The organism is Paenibacillus sp. FSL W7-1287 (assembly GCF_038004245.1).
Lineage (GTDB): Bacteria > Bacillota > Bacilli > Paenibacillales > Paenibacillaceae > Pristimantibacillus > Pristimantibacillus camelliae.
The window spans coordinates 3,357,337-3,374,269 of record NZ_JBBORD010000001.1; the positions used below are offsets into that span (position 1 = coordinate 3,357,337).

Sequence of the window (16,933 nt, forward strand, 5' to 3'; positions counted from 1 at the left end):
AGGTTCTTATCATGAAGCTAGCTAGATTTTCATTTGAAGGCAAAGCTGAAGTGTATAACGGCGTTATCGAGGGAGATTTCATTCATACATATAGCGGCAGCCCATTCGAGCAAATTGAGATTTTGCAGGAGAAATATGCTCTCCATGAGGTTAAGCTTCTTTCACCTATTATTCCAAGACATATTATTGGAATAGGCAAAAACTTTGTAGCAGAAGGATCGATTAAGCCACCAATGCCCGAGCTGCCTATTTTCTTCTTTAAGCCTATAACGACAGTGATTGGTCCTGATGATCCGATCTTATTCCCGAGCAGCGTAACAGAAGCAAAGTTTGAAGCGGAGGTTGCAATCGTCATCGGTAAAACCGCTCAAGCGATTACACCTGATGAGGCCTCAAATTATATACTGGGCAGCACGATTGCCAATGATGTTGGAGCGTTTCAATTTTTTCACGAGGAAGGACATTGGACCGTCGGAAAAGCGTTCGATACGTTCTGTCCATTAGGTCCTTATATCGATACAGAGTTTGATTATAATAACGCTAGAATTATAGCGCGCTTGAATGGAAAGGAGCTACAAAACAGTACGATGGAGCAGATCATTACTCCAATCCATGAAATGATTAGCTATATTAGTGGCTTTATGACCTTGATGCCTGGTGATGTCGTCTTGACCGGCACACCTGCAGGGGCTGATTTTATGAGAGCTGGGGATACTATTGAATGTATTGTAGACGGACTAGGTACTCTTAGTAACACAGTGCAACAGCGTTAGTAAATGGTTAAGGAGGTTTCAGGATGTCAATTAATACTACGATTATCTTTAGAATCGAAATGGATAAACATCAAGCTAGCTTTGGCGAAGTAGCAACGGCGATCAATGATGCCGGCGGAGATATTGTTGCAGTTGACGTTATTCGCTCCAGCAAGCATATTACCGTCAGAGACCTTACCGTTAAATTAAACGTTGAAGCTCATTCAAAAGTTACAAGCCATATTCGCTCACTTGCTGGGGTGAAAATCATTCATGAATCCGACAGTACATTTCTTGCTCATCTTGGCGGAAAACTTCAAGTTACACCTAAGATACCGATTAAAAACCGCGAAGATCTTTCAAGGGTGTATACACCAGGCGTGGCTAGAGTTTGTATGGCAATATATGAGGATCCATCCAAAGCATTTACACTTACCTCTAAACGCAACATGGTTGCTGTTGTAACAGATGGAACAGCGGTGCTTGGACTTGGCAATATCGGTCCTGAGGCAGCTATGCCCGTAATGGAAGGAAAGGCGATGCTTTTTAAGCAGTTCGCTGATGTAGATGCATTCCCGATTTGCCTGCAAACTCAGGATACGGACGAAATCGTAAGCATCATTAAAGCAATCTCCCCTAGCTTTGGCGGTATTAATTTAGAGGATATTGCCTCTCCGCGGTGCTTTGAGATTGAACGTAGACTTCAGGAAGAGCTTGAAATCCCCGTATTTCATGACGATCAGCATGGAACAGCTGTTGTTATCTTGGCGGGACTCATTAATTCTCTTCGCCTAGTAGGTAAAAGCTTGGATACGATTAAGGTGGTAGTGTGCGGAGTTGGCGCCGCAGGAACGGCATGTATCGATATGCTGCTAGCTGCTGGTGTAAAGCAGTTAATAGCGGTAGATCGCTGCGGTGCTCTTGTTGCTGGAAACAGCTATGATCATCCTACACTTGAACGAATTGCTTCGGTTACGAACCCAGATAAAGTAGAGGGGTCCATATCTGATGTAATTAAAGGCGCAGACGTGTTTATTGGTGTGTCAGCTCCTGGAGTCATTACCGTAGAGGATATACAGCAAATGGCTGAGGATTCCATTGTATTCGCCATGGCAAACCCTGAGCCTGAAATTGACCCTGAACTGGCTGAATCCTATGTCCGAGTTCTTGCTACTGGCCGAAGTGATTTTCCAAACCAAATTAACAATGTCCTATGCTTTCCTGGTATTTTCCGTGGAGCACTAGATTGCAGAGCTGCAAAGATCAATGATGAGATGAAGCTTGCAGCTGCTCAAGCGATAGCCTCGATTGTGACAGAGGAAGAATTGAATGAGCACTATATTATTCCAAGTATTTTTAATGAAAAAGTAGTACAGCAAGTAAGAACAGCCGTCATTGAAGCGGCAATCCAGACAGGGATCGCTAAGCGTATCCCGCCTGAATTCAATCGACTTGATTACTCCATGTATCTCTATAATCAATCTTAGAGAAAGAGCCATATGTCGCTTGTTGCAGATTAAGCCTTGAAATAAGGCTGTGACGTATAAACGATGTTGCCGTTCACGATGGTCATCTCCACAAATGGCAGCTCATGAAATTGGTCGACAATAATGATGTCGGCCTTCTTTCCTTTTGCGATCGAACCGACTTCTTCAGCAATTCCCATTGCATCAGCGGGATGTAGGGTTGCAAGCTTTACGGCCTCGTGCAGCGGAATATTCGCCTCACGCTCTAGCTTGAACACCGCCTGCAGCATAGAGGATGGGTGATAATCCGAGCATATAATCTGAGCGCCAGCTTCTTTAATCGCATCCACTGCCCGTAGATTATGATCATGCGAAGCACCACGAACAATATTGGGTGCGCCTACACATACCTGAAGCCCTTGCTGAACTGCATACTGTGCTGCCTCCAAGGTGATCGGGAATTCACTTACGGTAACTCCACTGCTTTTAGCGCGATCGATTTTTTCATAGCTGTCATCATCATGTGAAGCAACAGCGATGCTGCTTTCCTTCGCTAATAGCGATAGCTGCGTTAGCCGATCCCAATCAATCGCTTGGCGCTGCTCCATCAGTGCATCGACGATGCCTTTTACTTCTGCTAACGTCACCCCTTGATTTTTCATCACATACCGCTCGAAGGAGCCCTCCTGACGATATTGACCTTGGCCAGGTGAGTGATCCATATACGATAGATAATGAATAAGCTTATCCTGTATATAGCGCTCAATATAAGGCAGTCCATCCTGATAGGACACCTCATAGCGTAAATGGATGTAGTTACGTACTAGACTTCGCTCTGCATTATACTTATGAATAAGCTCGATCAATTCGTTAACGAGATGGTAGCCGCGCAGGCTTAAGCCAACACCAAGCGACAATGAGTGATACATCGTCGTAATGCCATGCACTGGAAGCTTCCGCTCAAACTCAAGAAGTGACATTTCTAGAGGAAACAACGTGTTAGGACGCGGCTGAACCTCTTTCTCAATTGCATCACAATGAATATCTATTAGGCCTGGAAATATGTATTTACTTGACGCATCGATGATTGTTTTCGAGCTGAAGCTCATGCTTTGTTCGCACTCAGCTACGATATCATCCATAGAAATGGAAGCATCGACTATACGATGGATGCGATCATTTACAATGACAACTGTAGCAGAAACACATTCGTTTTCTAGCACAACTACACCAGAGGCAATGATCGTTAACGTATTATTAATACCGTTATTCTCTAACCCATTCACCTGATTCATCCTTCCTATGTAGAGTTAAATTAATTGTAAATTGTTCTGAAGTAATTGTAAAATGCTAGAGCTCGGTCCGTGCCGCTTGAATTATAGATATACTTACTCCTTGTACTACTTAATGTAGATGTTTGAGATCACTGAGGGAATAAAAATGCCAGCGTTTACGACAACGCTGGCATTGCTTGCTTCTGATTTTGAACAACTATAATAGCGATGACTCACTACTTAATTTATATGCTATAAAAGTTTTGCATGTATTAATCAAGCAGCTGAAAGTTGCGCATACCAAGTGGTAGCAGCTGCGGCTTTTCACAGGAGCTCTGCATCATATAATGCTTGCCTTCACTAGCCGCATCATGAATACCGTGCATCGCCTCAAGCACATGATAGCCTAGCTGACCGCTTGCACGATGCTGGCGTCCTTCGATAATAGCAGCGGCCATGTCTGCTGCTCCAAGACCACGGCTATTTTCCGTATTGCCATACAGCAGCGGCACGTTATGCCATTCACTTGTGCCCGCTCGATGAATGCGAACCTCACCGCCAAAGTTGTTAGGATCAGGTACAACGAGCGTGCCGTGGCTGCCGTGCACCTCAATACGAGGCAGTGTGGAATGAGCTGGCGTATCGAACGAAGTTATGATCGTTCCAAGCGCACCGCCCGCAAAGTCAATAATTCCAGCGACATGCGTTGGCACCTCAACTTTAATTTTTTGCCCAAACTTCGGCTGACTTGTAATGGTGCGCTCTGGGTAAGAGATGTTAGCTGCACCTGTGACGCGACGAATCGGTCCTAGCATTGCAACCATCGCTGTTAAGTAGTACGGTCCCATATCAAACATCGGTCCGCCACCAACTTGATAATAGAACTCAGGATTAGGATGCCAACGCTCGTGGCCACCAGACAGCATAAATGCTGATGCACTAATCGGCGTGCCGATCCAGCCATCCTCAATAACCTTAACAGCGGTCTGAATGCCTCCGCCTAAGAATGTATCTGGTGCGCTTCCGACGATAAGACCTTTCTTCTCGGCTAGTGCAAGAACCTGTTGCGCCTCCTCACGAGTAACTGTGAAAGGTTTTTCTACATAGACATGCTTTCCTGCTTCCAATGCCTGTAGGGAAACCGAGGCATGTGCTTGCGGAATCGTTAGATTGATCACCATCTGAATTTCTGGGTCAGCAAGCAGTTCTTCAACAGAATAGCCCTTGATGCTAAAATTTTCAGCTCTTTCCCGAGCACGGTCAAGGTCTAGATCAGCAATCGCTACAACCTCCATGCTGTCAAACTTACGACCATTCTCAAGATAAATACCGCTAATGTTGCCTGCACCAATAATACCAACTTTTATTTTATTCATCGCATCGTCACCCTATCCGCCTAATTGACTTGATTGTCCTGCATACCAGTATACGTACCGCCTTGCTCTCCCGATTGTAGAGCAATCGCTTTTCCGTCGGCACACCATAAGAAGCCTCTATGCATCATTTCCATCACTTCAGGTATTTCCATGATGTTCGCCTGATGTCCTAGGGAATTATAATACACGCGTCCAACTCCCCAACGCTTCGTCCAAGCCACTGGCATATCGACCGCTTTGTTCAGTACATGCGGGCCATCAACCGTTGGGAATCGTGTTGTAGCCAGCACTTCAACTGCTGGATCAACATGCAAATAATATTGCTCAGATGAAACCTCAAAATTAGGTATGCCATCCACTAGCGGACTGGAGGTGTTGCACATTTCAACAGTATAGCGCACCCCATCATTACCTGGGTGAGCAACCCATTGTCCACCGGTCATAAACTGCCAGTCTACGTTTTTACGGAAAGAATCGCACATGCCGCCATGACAGCCTGCTAAGCCAACACCGCTCTGTACAGCTGCGGAAACATTGTTTACAAGCTCTTGATCAATCTCCCCCATCGTCCATGCAGGGATGATGAGATCAAGTCCTTTCAGATACTCGACATCGCGAAACGCCTCTAGCGTATCCTGTACATCTACCTCAAAGCCCTCTGCTTCTAGCTGTCCTCTAAAAATATTTGCTACCTGCTCAGGTTGATGACCATCCCAGCCACCCCATACGATTAATGCCTTGCGCATTATTTATCCCCCTCTGTTGCTTGCAATAGTTAGAGCGTTATGTTTAGACACATATCGCTTTTATGTTCGTACACTATACCAGTAGCGTACGATTGAATATCGTTCGTTTCCATTCCGTCGTTACATCTCGCTAATTGATACCCAGCGACGCTCCTCGATCGAACGCTCTACCGCTTCAAGTACCTCTTGGCATTTTACACCGTCTACAAAGTTCGGAACCGGCTGACGATCGTTGCTAATGGCATCCATAAGCTCAACCATCTCATGTGTAAAAGTATGCTCATAGCCAATCGTATGACCTGCTGGCCACCAAGCGTCCATATACGCATGAGCGGCATCTGTAGCAAGCACGCGACGGAAGCCTTGAACATCCTCTGCATCATCCGTAAAGTATACTTCCAGCTCATTCATACGCTCAAAATCAAAGCGTACGCTGCCCTTGCTGCCGTTGATCTCAAAGCCGTTTGTGCAGCGGTGTCCACCAGCAAAGCGTGTCGCTTCAATGCTGCCTAACGCACCATTTTCAAATCGAGCCATAAGCAACGTAGCATCATCGACCGTTACCTCGCCCATCTCAGTAGAGGCTCCGCCGCTTTTTGCGCTAAGTCCAGTCATCTCAGCGGCAAGTGGACGCTGCTTAATGAACGTTTCACTCATACCGATTACCTCGGAGAACTCTCCAACTAGATAACGTGCCAAGTCGATCGTGTGCGCACCAAGATCACCCAGCGAGCCTGAGCCTGCAATTTCCTTTTGCAAGCGCCATACAAGCGGGAATTGTGGGTCCATGATCCAATCCTGTAGAAACTGTCCACGGAAATGATGGATTTTACCGATGCGACCTTCTTCGATTAGCTTTTTCGCTAGCTGAACGGCCGGTGCAAATCGATAGTTAAAGCCAACCATATGCTTAACACCGGCTGCTTCCGCAGCTTCTAGCATTTCTCTTGAATCTGCAAGAGTAAGAGCAAGTGGCTTCTCACAGAAAATATGCTTGCCTGCTTTTGCTGCAGCGATAGCAATTTCTTTATGTGCGTCACTTGGTGCATTAATATCAATAAGATCGATGTCATCACGCTGCAGTAGCTCACGCCAATCAGTTACAGCTTCTTCCCAGCCAAACTGCTTGCGAGCAACCTCAAGTGCTTCCTTATTACGGCCACAGATAGCCTTCATTTGTGGAACTGCACTATTAGGGAAAAACATTGGCAGTACACGATATGCATTGCTATGTGCCTTACCCATAAATTTATAACCGACCATACCAATTCGAACTTGAGTCATTATAATTCCACCTTTCTTTTATAGGAATTGAACTTCCCCTTACAATATGTGTTCAAAAAGTTCAGGCTTCAGGACCGAGAAGATGAAGCAATACTAGAAAGCGAGTAGCGCAGCGTACGTTTTTGGTACGTGAGCAACAGAGCTTTCGGTAGGGCTTCATATTCGACGTCGACTAAGCTGCACCGAGTTACATCGTCATCAAGACTGTACTTTTTGAACTTCCTCTTTCAATATGTGTTCAAAAGCTTGGATTTCAGGACCAAGAAGATGGCACGATACTAGAAAGCGAGGAGCGCAGCGTACGTTTTTGGTACGTGAGCACTGTAGCTTTCGGTAGCGAGACATATTCGATGCCGAATCCACTACAATGTCTAACATCGTCATCAAATTCGAGCTTTTGAACTTCCCCTTACAAGTTTGAGCTTTGTCGTACTACGAGCGACACAGGAACAATCACCTGCGTCTCCCCCATATGCTCCTCATCAAGCAGCATAGTTGCGGCTTTAACGCCCATCTCGTAGAAAGGAACCGCGACACTGGACAGCTTAGGGGTTACAATATTCGCACCATCGGAGTTATCATAGCCGATAATGGTATAATGCTTGCCAGCTTCAAGCTGGTGTGACGCTAAGCCCTCCATCGCGCCGATCGCCATTCGATCATTTGCTGCAAATATGCTGTCTATCGTGCCGTCCTTAATTCTCTCAGCAAGAACATCAGCAGCGGTAATCCCACTTTTACGACCGTAATTCCCTTCGAGTAGCCACTGATCATTCAGCTGTATATTATGTTCCTGAAGTGCCTTAATATAACCTTTATAACGATCTATACTATTAGAATATTGCTTAGGTCCGTTCAGTAATGCTACCTTTCTGCTTCCTTGATCAATTAAATGAGTAACCGCCAAATAACTACCGTATTCATGATCTCCATCAACAAATCGATAGGATTGCCCCGGAAATCGTTGATTAATGATAACGAACGGGAAGTCATTGTCAGTTAACTCCTGTAATGCTGCGCGCTCCTCCTCATTGTCAGTCGAACCAAGAATGATGCAGGAATCTATCTTTTTAGAGCGAAATAGTTTAGTATAATCTCTGTGCTGCGCAGGGTCCTGAAACACCATTAGCAAATTAACATTTGCATGTCGTGCGACCTCTGCAATCCCGCTTAATATTTCTGAAAAGTAATAGGTTGAGAATAAATGAACTTTAGGTACATGTGGAAGAACAACACCTAAATTTCCGCTTTTTTGACGAGCCAGCTGCTGAGCTAACGCATTTAATTCATAACCGAGCTGTGATGCGGCTTGCAGCACCTTTTCACGCGTTTCCTTTTTTATAGGCCCGACATTGTTCATCACACGCGATACGGTTGCCTCCGACACCCCTGCTAGCTTAGCAACGTCTTTTCTGCTCATTCATAAACCTCCTTTTCGAATAAATTTGCGAAAATATGATAGTGTACACGCGTACATTATTTCATGTAATCGTTTACTTGTCAATTCAAAATCAATAAAAAAGATCGCTCCTATGGAGCGACCTCAAGAAATTTAGTGTTTGGATTTTTTTCCATTGCTGTTCGCATAGCATACTCGTTTTCGAATAGCGCAACGTAATTATCCTTCTTATCTTGTACAAGCGTAGAATTAATACGGAACTTGCTCGGATCAATCTTCTCATCGACGATCCAACGAGCAAACTGATAGCTCATACGTTGAAGCATGACTTCAACTCCATATTCCGCTTGCATTCGGTATTGGAACACCTCAAATTGCAGCTGACCAACTACCCCTACATACGTATCACTAAAGCTACCTACAGAATAGAAAACTTGAATAGTACCTTCTTCTGTTAGCTGATCCAAGCCCTTTTGATATTGCTTTTGCTTCAGTGCATTTTTCACTGTAACCTTTGCAAATATCTCAGGAGAGAACGTTGGCAGCTCATTGTACACAATATCAGTGCCTTGACTTAAGGAGTCGCCAATTCGGAAAATACCTGGGTCAAACAAACCGATAATATCACCAGGATAAGCTAAGTCAACAATATCACGATCCTGAGCTAGAAACTGTTGAGGCTGAGAAAGCTTAATTGTCTTTCCATTGCGCACATGCTTAACCGCCATTCCACGTTCGAAACGACCAGAGCAAATACGTAAAAACGCAATACGATCACGATGCGCGGGATTCATATTAGCTTGAATCTTAAATACGTAACCACTAAACTTATCGCTTGTAGGATCAACAGGACCTTCCTCACTCACTTTAGCTCCAGGCTGTGGTGCGAGCTCTAAGAAGTTTTCTAGAAAGGTTTGCACACCAAAATTGTTAACCGCACTTCCGAAGAAGATCGGTGTTAGCTCACCATTACGTACTTTTTCATAATCGAATGGATCGCCTGCAACGTCAAGCAGCTCAAGATCAGAAATTAACTGATCAGTTAAATAATCTCCAGCCATGTCACGAATGATCGAGTCATTATAGTCTTCGACCTTTTTAACCTCGATCGTTTCATGATCTTTCCCCTGGAACAGCTCCACTTGGTTTTTCATACGATCATATACACCGCAAAGCTCACGACCTGAACCAATCGGCCAGTTCATTGGAACGGAGCGTATGCCTAGTACCTGCTCAAGCTCTTCCATTAGATCGAATGGACTTTTCCCTTCACGATCCAGCTTATTAATAAATGTAAAGATAGGGATTCCGCGTTGACGACAAACTTGGAAAAGCTTAATTGTTTGCGCCTCGACCCCTTTAGCTACGTCGATAAGCATGACTGCACTATCTGCTGCTGTCAATGTACGATACGTATCCTCAGAAAAGTCTTGGTGACCAGGTGTATCCAAGATGTTGACACGATGACCCTTATAATCAAACTGCATAACGGAGGAAGTAACCGAAATCCCACGTTGCTTTTCAATTTCCATCCAGTCTGATGTGGCATGACGATTTGCCTTACGGGCTTTAACGGAGCCTGCAAGACGGATAGCTCCTCCGAATAGGAGGAGCTTCTCTGTTAATGTCGTCTTACCTGCATCGGGATGGGCGATGATAGCAAATGTGCGTCGTTTCTCGACCTCTTTTTTAATTTCTTCGCTTAGACTCATACTTGCCTTCCCTTCATTACAGAAAGTTCTTAATTATTTTATGATTAGTGCTTTAACATCGTCATCAAAGTCGTGCTTTTTAGACTTCCCTTCCAATCGAGGTCTAAAAAGCTCGGCTTTCAGCGCTCCGCTCAAATATCTCCCTCGCTCGAACATTCTTATGGAATGAGGGTCGCTGATGGAGACATTGAGCTCCGCTGGGGTTAATACTAGAAATCCAGGAGCGCAGCGTACATTCTTAGAAGTGAGCACCTACAATGTTTTCGAAGAAAACATGCATCGGAAGCAATAGCTTATCGCTAGCTTTCAATATTCGCCGTCGAATACGCTACAACGCCATTCATCGTCATCAAAGTCGGACGTTTTGATCGTCCTTTTCCAATGTTTTGAACGTCCTCTTAACGGCTGTTGGTGATCCAGATGACGTTATCCTCCTCCTGCCCATTCACCGGCCACCACTGGAAGCCATCTGCTTTGAGCAATGCTTCTGCAGATTCAGGTCCCCATGAGCCAGCAGGATAGAAGGCTAGATCGGAGCTTTCTTCACGCCATGCCTTCGCAATTCTGTCTACGAATGACCATGCCTGTGCGACTTCATCCCAACGAGTAAAGTATGTAGAGTCCCCACGTGCAGCATCGTGAATTAAGCGCTCATAAGCTTCTGGCGTATTAATGCCGATTAGGCAGCTTTGACAAAACTCCATATTGACCGCTTGAATTTCTGTGTCGGAGCCAGGCTTTTTGGCATTTAATTTAATGTAAATACCCTCCATCGGGTTAACACGAATAACGAGTAGATTTGGAGCAAGATCATGACGAGTGCCGAATAGAATATTATCCGCAACTGGCTTGAATTCAATAACAACCTCCGTCGTTTTTACAGGGAGACGCTTGCCCGTACGAATATAGAACGGAACGCCAGCCCAACGGAAATTATCAACAAATACTTTAGCAGCAAAGTATGTTTCCGTAGTAGATGCAGCATCCACGGACTCTTCTTCACGATAGCCCGGAAGCTGCTTATCACCGAACTTCCCTGCTTCATATTGACCACGAATGACGTTTTCACGTACTTCCTCGCTCGATTCGTAGTTACGTAGTGAACGAAGCACCTTAACCTTCTCATCACGAATATCTTCACCAATTAGTCGGCTTGGTGGTTCCATTGCGATCATCGCCAGCATTTGCAGCATATGGTTTTGCCCCATATCACGAAGAGCACCAGATTTATCATAATAGCCACCACGCTCTTCAACACCTACAGTTTCAGAAAGTGTAATTTGAACATTGGCAATATGCTTGTTGTTCCAAAGCGGCTCGAAGAAGGAGTTCGAGAAGCGCAATACTTGAATATTTTGTACCATCTCTTTTCCAAGATAATGGTCAATGCGGAAAATCTCTTCTTCTTTAAAGACTTGATTTAGCTGCTCATTCAGCTCTTGAGCGGATGGAAGATCATAGCCGAATGGCTTTTCAATGACAAGGCGGTGCCACCCCTTAGATTCTAGCATGCCACCATCGCGCATATTAAACGATACTGGTCCAAATAAGGATGGAGCAAGTGCTAGATAGAACAGACGATTTCCTGGAATATTAAACTGCTGGTCCAGCTCGTCAGACAGTTTATTCAGCTCCTTAAAGCCTTCAACATCGTTAATATCCAAGGACATATAAACAAAATGCTCAGCAAATCGATTCCACATCGTCAAATCGTCAGCCTTATAGCGGCAGAACTCTTGAATTGAATCATAGAGGTCAGAACGAAATTGCTCATTCGTACGAGCGCGTCGAGCAAGTCCCACGACCGCAAAATTTTCAGATAGCTTGCCTTCTTTATATAAACTGAACAATGCTGGGAACAATTTACGACGTGCTAAATCACCAGTTGCACCAAACAAATAATAAATTGCGCCTTCTGGTGCTACGGATTCCATTGAAGTTGTGTAGGTCATTTATCTCATTCTTTCTTTAAAATTTTTTATACATATTTACATGTAATGTAGTTTAGCATATTCATCCTGAATTCGCCATGAAGTTTCCATAAAAAATACTAATCGTCTTATTCAGTACAGCTAATTAATAGGAGGCTGCTCTTCAACGATTTCACCGAATTCTCCACTGATTAACGGTACGCCAATCGTGAGGGTGTAATCTCCATCAATAGAGCTTTTATGTAGAGAGGCTTGAATATTAACCATCTTCCCGTTGCTTAGCCAGCGAAATTGCTTGATTCTATTAGAGAAATAGGTAACACTCGTTGTCCCATGATCTCCATATTCCTCTAACGTTTGCGCAACAGCAAGACTTTTTAGATCACTTAACACTTGATTATGCTTAGCTTGCCCGAAAACCTTCATATTCATTTGTACATTTTGATCCTTCTCTTGCAGAAGACGATGCAGGTCACGCACTGACTTCTTTAGCTCGGCAGCCTTCTCGAGCTCACTGGCATCCAATTGTAGCATAACCGTTACTTTTTCAGCTATCTTATCTTGATCAGTACGAACTAGCTTAATAACACTATCTGGAAGCTGCCACTGCCCATCCATAGCATTGCCGTTTTCTCGTATATTGCGATGCAGCAGCTCTCCCTTTGGCGTTATAAACAGCTCTTTTGCAAGCCCTTCCATCGAACCATTTAATAAGGTAGCATCCCATCTAAATGACCATTGTCCAGTCATCGTTCCTCCATCTATTAGCTCGTTGCTCCAATCCAGTAGCAATTCAAAATCTTGAATCGCTGCATCGTCTGCTTGACTACCTGATATCGATCGTTCCTGAATCCAAGCGGTGAGCATAAGAACAACAACAAGCAGCACACTTAGCATGAGCTTCCATGGCAATCTGCTTGACGTTCTTTTACTTGTTTGTTTGCGTTTCGGCTTTCTTTTCTTCTGACTTTGTTCATTATGAGGTGTCATCATATACATCACGTTAATGCCCCCTAATCACATATTTCACTTAACATATACGAGATTAAAAGGGCGCCTCCTGCTAGTTACAGGTCACTTTCGTACGACAAAGCCGAAGCAAATTCAGTCACGTTTTTTCGTTTCGACAGCCTCATTAACAATATGTCATTTGCTCTAAGGCTACATTCCAATGGTCAACTCTTCTCGACATCATCGGCTTAAATATCCACACAATAAAAGACGCTAGCTGCTAATCCTTTCTACTCTTAAGCAGCTGGCGTCTCGTTATCATCTATAAAATTCTACTCAGCAATACCGTGCTTATGAGCATAGATTGCTGCTTGTGTCCGATCTTCGACTTCTAATTTGTTAAATATGTTCGTTATATGGAACTTTACGGTTTTTACCCCGATAAATAATTCATCTGCGATCTCCTGATTCGACAAGCCTCTAGCTACACCCTTCAGAACATCCATCTCCCGATCCGTTAGCTGATCATGCAATACAGATGCTGGCTCTACTTTAGGCTGACGCAAACGGTTCATCATTTTGGCTGCAACCTGAGCTTCAATAACGGACTGCCCACGAACAGCAGCGCGAATCGCATTAGCGATTTCTGTTGCTCGAGATGTTTTCAGCAAGTAACTAAATGCCCCAGCTTCAATTACTGGATAGAGCTTACTATCGTCAATAAAGCTTGTTAGCACGATAACTTTACACTCTGGGTGCACCTCAAGAACTTGACGCGTAGTCTCAACACCATCGATTGGCTCCATGACAAGGTCCATTAACACAACATCAGGCTTATAGCTTTCTGCAAAACGAATACCATCATGACCATTGCTCGCTTCACCTACAACCTCAATCCCATCCTCTGTATCTAGCACAGCTGCTAATCCTATACGAACCATCTCATGATCATCTACTAATAGTACCGTTATCGGTCTTTCCATTCCATTTCTCCTCTCAGTTAGCCATTGCTTCCTACCATTGGTGGTTCATACGGTATTGTCACATAGATCGCTGTACCTTCACCAACTTCAGATATTATGCGAAACTGTCCGCCTAATTCAATGACTCGTTCCTCCATCGTTAACAAGCCATACGAGCCTTGCTTCCTGCCCTTTAATTCAAATCCGATTCCATCATCCTGAATAACCATATTAATCTCTTCCTCAAGACGGTACAGCTTAATGAGCATATGATCTGCTTTCGCATGTCTAAGTGCGTTAGATAATGCCTCCTGAGCAATACGGAATAAGTGGTCTTCATTCTCTTCTCTCATCACAATTGTCGTATCGACATCCATCTCAATTTGCATCGGTATTTTTTGCTGCAGCTCGCTAACAAGCGTAGCCAGTGCAGAGCCTAAGCTTTTTCCATCCAAATGAGCAGGACGAAGATGCAGCAGCAATGCTCTCATCTCAGATTGCGCTACAGAGGCCATCTCTTCAATGAGCTGTACCTGACGCTGTGCCTTTTGCCAATCATGCTCGATCGTTCTGCCAACCGCAGTCGCAGTCATCGATATCGCAAACAGCTGCTGACTCACTGCATCGTGGAGCTCTCGTGCGAGACGCTGTCTTTCCTCGATCACGGCATTAAACCGAACCTGTTCCTTCCATACTCGCTCTTCCTCACTGTTCGGCTCAGCATTAGCTTCATCTTCCTCATTCCCCGTGCCACCGATTGTAATGGGTGAGTATGTATTTCGCTGCTGCATAAGCTTCTGGAGGGAAGCCTTAAGTCTTGAATTGATTGTGTATTGATAAATAGCAGAAAACGCAAGCCCAATACCAACGGCGGTCAGCATGATGATGATCCAGCGACCTTGCAAGCGTAAAAACTCTAATATGCCGATGGCCTGTAAAATAATTATTAGAAAGCAGCCTATAATTAGCAGCCATAGCCCTGTCTCAAGCAGCTTTCTTTTTCTAAATAGCTTTTGCTCATTATCATTAGATTCATTGTTTTTCACAGCGCCAGCGCTCCTGTTCTATCGCTTTAGCTAATAACACAGGAAAGAGCAGACCGAGCATCGGTCCGCCTTCCCATTTGCTATTCAACGTGTTCCATTACTCAGCGTTGTTTTCAGCTTTGTTTTCCGTGTTTTTTTCAGCGTTGCTTGGATTCAATCTATTTTTCAATGCTGCTAGCTGCTCATCAACCTTCACTTGACGCTCAAGGTCTGCAACCGTTACAGGTGCAGATGGCGCGGAGCCATTGCTTGTTGGCGCGTAGCTATATGGTGAGCGAACAACATCTGCTTCAGCTTCTAGCTGCATAATTTTTTCTTCCATACGTTGGAAGCCTCTTGCTGCTGTTCCGCCATCAATCGTATGGTTAGAGCTAATCGAAGACATTTGCTTCTGTGCTTTAGCAAGCTGAGCTCTTGTAGCAAGCTCATTGCGTTTGTTGCGAAGCTGGTAGAACTCATCCTTCATTGAATGTAATTGTAGCTTAAGCTCTTCAGCCTGTGCAACTGCATTCGCATGAAGCTCAGAATATTCGCTTGCTTTTTGATCGAAGTATAGTTTTTCTTCTAGTAGCTTGCGTGCAAGCTCCTCATGATTGTTGCGAAGTGCAGCTTCTGCTTTTGACTCACGATCAAATGCATTGCGAAGGCTGTCGTCTAAGCGCTGCTTCATGCTGCGCTCACTAGCCATTTGCTTAGCAACCGTTACCTCAGCTGCATGAATCTCTGCCTCCATGTCACGAAGATACTGATTAAGCATAACAACTGGATCCTCTAATTTATCTAACCAATCATTCACTGAAGCCTTTGTCATATCCTTCATTCTTTTGAAAATACTCATCGTATTATTCTCCCTTCTCTAACTTGGAAATTTTTTCTTTTAGTTCTTCTATTTCACGGCGTAATGCTTTCTTTTCAAGATCATCCATCATTTGATCTGATGTACTTGTTGATTGAAACGGTGCTTGACCATGCGGTTGCGTATAGTTTGGTCCTGGTCCGCCTTGATTCCAATTTGGACGCTGTTGCTGCATTGGGTCTTGATAGCCTTGCGGATTGCTGCCGTATGGAGTACCGCCATATGGATTGCCGCCATATGGATTGCCACCGTACGTGTTTCCACCGTAAGGACGCTGGTGATGCCCGAATGGTGTGTGCAAACTTGGTGTTTTAGGTACAACTGCGCTTACGATGAAATACAGTACAATGAATATCCCGCTTGATAAAATCGTAAGTACAACTAGCAGCACACGATACAATGTCGCATCAACATTCGTTAGCTCTCCCAATCCACCGCATAGTCCTGTGAACATTTTATTTTCTCTAGAGCGATATAACTGCTTTCTCACAGGGACCATCCTTCCTTATTTAACTTCTCCTTCAACTGCTGCAGTTCAAGATCAACTTCCTCGCTGCGACGATTTGTTTGAAGTGAATTGCCATATAAGCCATTGTTTTGTTGTCTAAGCTCACGCAAGCTTTGCGTCTCATATTCCATATCCTGAATGCGTGTTTCCATCTTACGCATCACTTCACCAGGCTGTTGGCCGTTGTTGAAGCTCATTCTTTGGTTTAAGCGCTGCTGCAGACGAATGGATTCCATACGGGCAACATAGTAAGCACGCTTATCGTAAACCATTTGATATTCGGTGCGCAGCTCTTTAAGCTGTGCCTCTAGCTCTAATAAAGAATTGTTGTTTTGCTCGTACAGCTCACGATAATTGTTAGCTGTCTCAACGTGCATCGTTTTTTCAGTGAGCAAGGAGCGTGCAATATTCTCTTCACCTGCTTTAAGTGCGATCATTGCTTGCTTTTCCTTTTGCTCAATGTTTTGCTCAGCTTGCAGCCATTGTGCCTTGAGCTGATTCGTATGCATCATGTATTGTTGCTGCAATCGCTCTGCTTGAATTATGTCATCGCGTGTAGACCATAGAAATTGGTCAATCAGCTTGACAGGATCTTCAGCCTTCTCTAGACGATCATTCAGCGTCGCCACTGATATGTCTCGGATGCGTCTAAAAATTCCCATCTTATAAC

The 16,933-nt window shown here is 44.4% G+C and carries 15 protein-coding genes; 2 read left to right on the forward strand and 13 right to left on the reverse strand.

From position 1 onward, the window contains the following. Positions 1–11 precede the first annotated feature (11 nt). Together NSQ99_RS15275 and NSQ99_RS15280 are read left to right on the forward strand one after the other, a co-directional pair. Positions 12–773 carry a fumarylacetoacetate hydrolase family protein gene (locus NSQ99_RS15275; protein ID WP_340837589.1) on the forward strand — a complete coding sequence of 254 codons (762 nt, stop codon included), beginning with the start codon at positions 12–14 and terminating at the stop codon, positions 771–773. A 23-nt stretch (positions 774–796) separates the two neighbouring features. Then, positions 797–2,239, forward strand: a complete 1,443-nt coding sequence (locus NSQ99_RS15280; protein ID WP_251666157.1) for an NAD-dependent malic enzyme — start codon at positions 797–799, stop codon at positions 2,237–2,239. A 29-nt stretch (positions 2,240–2,268) separates the two neighbouring features. Here NSQ99_RS15280 and NSQ99_RS15285 read toward each other — a convergent pair whose 3' ends face one another. From NSQ99_RS15285 to NSQ99_RS15345, 13 genes are all read right to left on the reverse strand, one after another. Further along, positions 2,269–3,504 (reverse strand): alpha-D-ribose 1-methylphosphonate 5-triphosphate diphosphatase, encoded by a 1,236-nt coding sequence (locus NSQ99_RS15285; protein WP_340837590.1) that lies wholly within the window; start codon positions 3,502–3,504, stop codon positions 2,269–2,271. A 260-nt stretch (positions 3,505–3,764) separates the two neighbouring features. Continuing rightward, on the reverse strand, positions 3,765–4,868 hold the full coding sequence (locus NSQ99_RS15290; RefSeq protein WP_251666159.1) for a Gfo/Idh/MocA family protein: 1,104 nt from the start codon (positions 4,866–4,868) through the stop codon (positions 3,765–3,767). A gap of 20 nt (positions 4,869–4,888) precedes the next feature. Continuing rightward, the gene (locus NSQ99_RS15295) at positions 4,889–5,614 is read right to left on the reverse strand and encodes a ThuA domain-containing protein (RefSeq protein ID WP_340837593.1); all 726 of its coding nucleotides are present in this window, start codon (positions 5,612–5,614) and stop codon (positions 4,889–4,891) included. A gap of 120 nt (positions 5,615–5,734) precedes the next feature. Continuing rightward, positions 5,735–6,898, reverse strand: a complete 1,164-nt coding sequence (locus tag NSQ99_RS15300) for a Gfo/Idh/MocA family protein (RefSeq protein WP_251666161.1) — start codon at positions 6,896–6,898, stop codon at positions 5,735–5,737. 409 nt (positions 6,899–7,307) lie between these two features. After that, the gene (locus NSQ99_RS15305; RefSeq protein WP_251666162.1) at positions 7,308–8,318 is read right to left on the reverse strand and encodes a LacI family DNA-binding transcriptional regulator; all 1,011 of its coding nucleotides are present in this window, start codon (positions 8,316–8,318) and stop codon (positions 7,308–7,310) included. Positions 8,319–8,428: 110 nt separating this feature from the next. Continuing rightward, positions 8,429–10,009 (reverse strand): peptide chain release factor 3, encoded by a 1,581-nt coding sequence (locus tag NSQ99_RS15310; RefSeq protein WP_251666163.1) that lies wholly within the window; start codon positions 10,007–10,009, stop codon positions 8,429–8,431. Positions 10,010–10,407: 398 nt separating this feature from the next. Then, the gene (gene zwf / locus NSQ99_RS15315; protein WP_340837596.1) at positions 10,408–11,943 is read right to left on the reverse strand and encodes a glucose-6-phosphate dehydrogenase; all 1,536 of its coding nucleotides are present in this window, start codon (positions 11,941–11,943) and stop codon (positions 10,408–10,410) included. Positions 11,944–12,081: 138 nt separating this feature from the next. Next, positions 12,082–12,939: a YwmB family TATA-box binding protein gene (locus NSQ99_RS15320; RefSeq protein ID WP_340838809.1), complete on the reverse strand. Its 858-nt coding sequence runs from the start codon at positions 12,937–12,939 to the stop codon at positions 12,082–12,084. A gap of 284 nt (positions 12,940–13,223) precedes the next feature. Further along, complete coding sequence (locus tag NSQ99_RS15325) at positions 13,224–13,874, reverse strand: response regulator (RefSeq protein ID WP_251666166.1); 651 nt, start codon at positions 13,872–13,874, stop codon at positions 13,224–13,226. Between the two features lie 17 nt (positions 13,875–13,891). Continuing rightward, positions 13,892–14,899: a sensor histidine kinase gene (locus NSQ99_RS15330; RefSeq protein ID WP_340837598.1), complete on the reverse strand. Its 1,008-nt coding sequence runs from the start codon at positions 14,897–14,899 to the stop codon at positions 13,892–13,894. Between the two features lie 97 nt (positions 14,900–14,996). Continuing rightward, positions 14,997–15,737: a PspA/IM30 family protein gene (locus NSQ99_RS15335; protein ID WP_251666168.1), complete on the reverse strand. Its 741-nt coding sequence runs from the start codon at positions 15,735–15,737 to the stop codon at positions 14,997–14,999. A gap of 4 nt (positions 15,738–15,741) precedes the next feature. After that, positions 15,742–16,254, reverse strand: a complete 513-nt coding sequence (locus tag NSQ99_RS15340) for a PspC domain-containing protein (RefSeq protein ID WP_251666169.1) — start codon at positions 16,252–16,254, stop codon at positions 15,742–15,744. After that, complete coding sequence (locus NSQ99_RS15345) at positions 16,242–16,925, reverse strand: PspA/IM30 family protein (protein WP_340837601.1); 684 nt, start codon at positions 16,923–16,925, stop codon at positions 16,242–16,244. The genes NSQ99_RS15340 and NSQ99_RS15345 overlap by 13 nt, the downstream gene beginning before the upstream one ends. Positions 16,926–16,933: the final 8 nt, after the last annotated feature.

Bases quoted from the DNA above. Each gene is read 5' to 3' on its own strand.
- NSQ99_RS15345 (WP_340837601.1), bottom strand. From the start codon at position 16,925: ATGGGAATTTTTAGACGCATCCGAGACATATCAGTGGCGACGCTGAAT.
- NSQ99_RS15275 (WP_340837589.1), top strand. From the start codon at position 12: ATGAAGCTAGCTAGATTTTCATTTGAAGGCAAAGCTGAAGTGTATAAC.
- NSQ99_RS15320 (WP_340838809.1), bottom strand. From the start codon at position 12,939: ATGTATATGATGACACCTCATAATGAACAAAGTCAGAAGAAAAGAAAG.
- NSQ99_RS15310 (WP_251666163.1), bottom strand. From the start codon at position 10,009: ATGAGTCTAAGCGAAGAAATTAAAAAAGAGGTCGAGAAACGACGCACA.
- NSQ99_RS15325 (WP_251666166.1), bottom strand. From the start codon at position 13,874: ATGGAAAGACCGATAACGGTACTATTAGTAGATGATCATGAGATGGTT.
- NSQ99_RS15290 (WP_251666159.1), bottom strand. From the start codon at position 4,868: ATGAATAAAATAAAAGTTGGTATTATTGGTGCAGGCAACATTAGCGGT.
- NSQ99_RS15305 (WP_251666162.1), bottom strand. From the start codon at position 8,318: ATGAGCAGAAAAGACGTTGCTAAGCTAGCAGGGGTGTCGGAGGCAACC.
- NSQ99_RS15280 (WP_251666157.1), top strand. From the start codon at position 797: ATGTCAATTAATACTACGATTATCTTTAGAATCGAAATGGATAAACAT.
- NSQ99_RS15300 (WP_251666161.1), bottom strand. From the start codon at position 6,898: ATGACTCAAGTTCGAATTGGTATGGTCGGTTATAAATTTATGGGTAAG.
- zwf (WP_340837596.1), bottom strand. From the start codon at position 11,943: ATGGAATCCGTAGCACCAGAAGGCGCAATTTATTATTTGTTTGGTGCA.
- NSQ99_RS15295 (WP_340837593.1), bottom strand. From the start codon at position 5,614: ATGCGCAAGGCATTAATCGTATGGGGTGGCTGGGATGGTCATCAACCT.
- NSQ99_RS15340 (WP_251666169.1), bottom strand. From the start codon at position 16,254: ATGGTCCCTGTGAGAAAGCAGTTATATCGCTCTAGAGAAAATAAAATG.
- NSQ99_RS15335 (WP_251666168.1), bottom strand. From the start codon at position 15,737: ATGAGTATTTTCAAAAGAATGAAGGATATGACAAAGGCTTCAGTGAAT.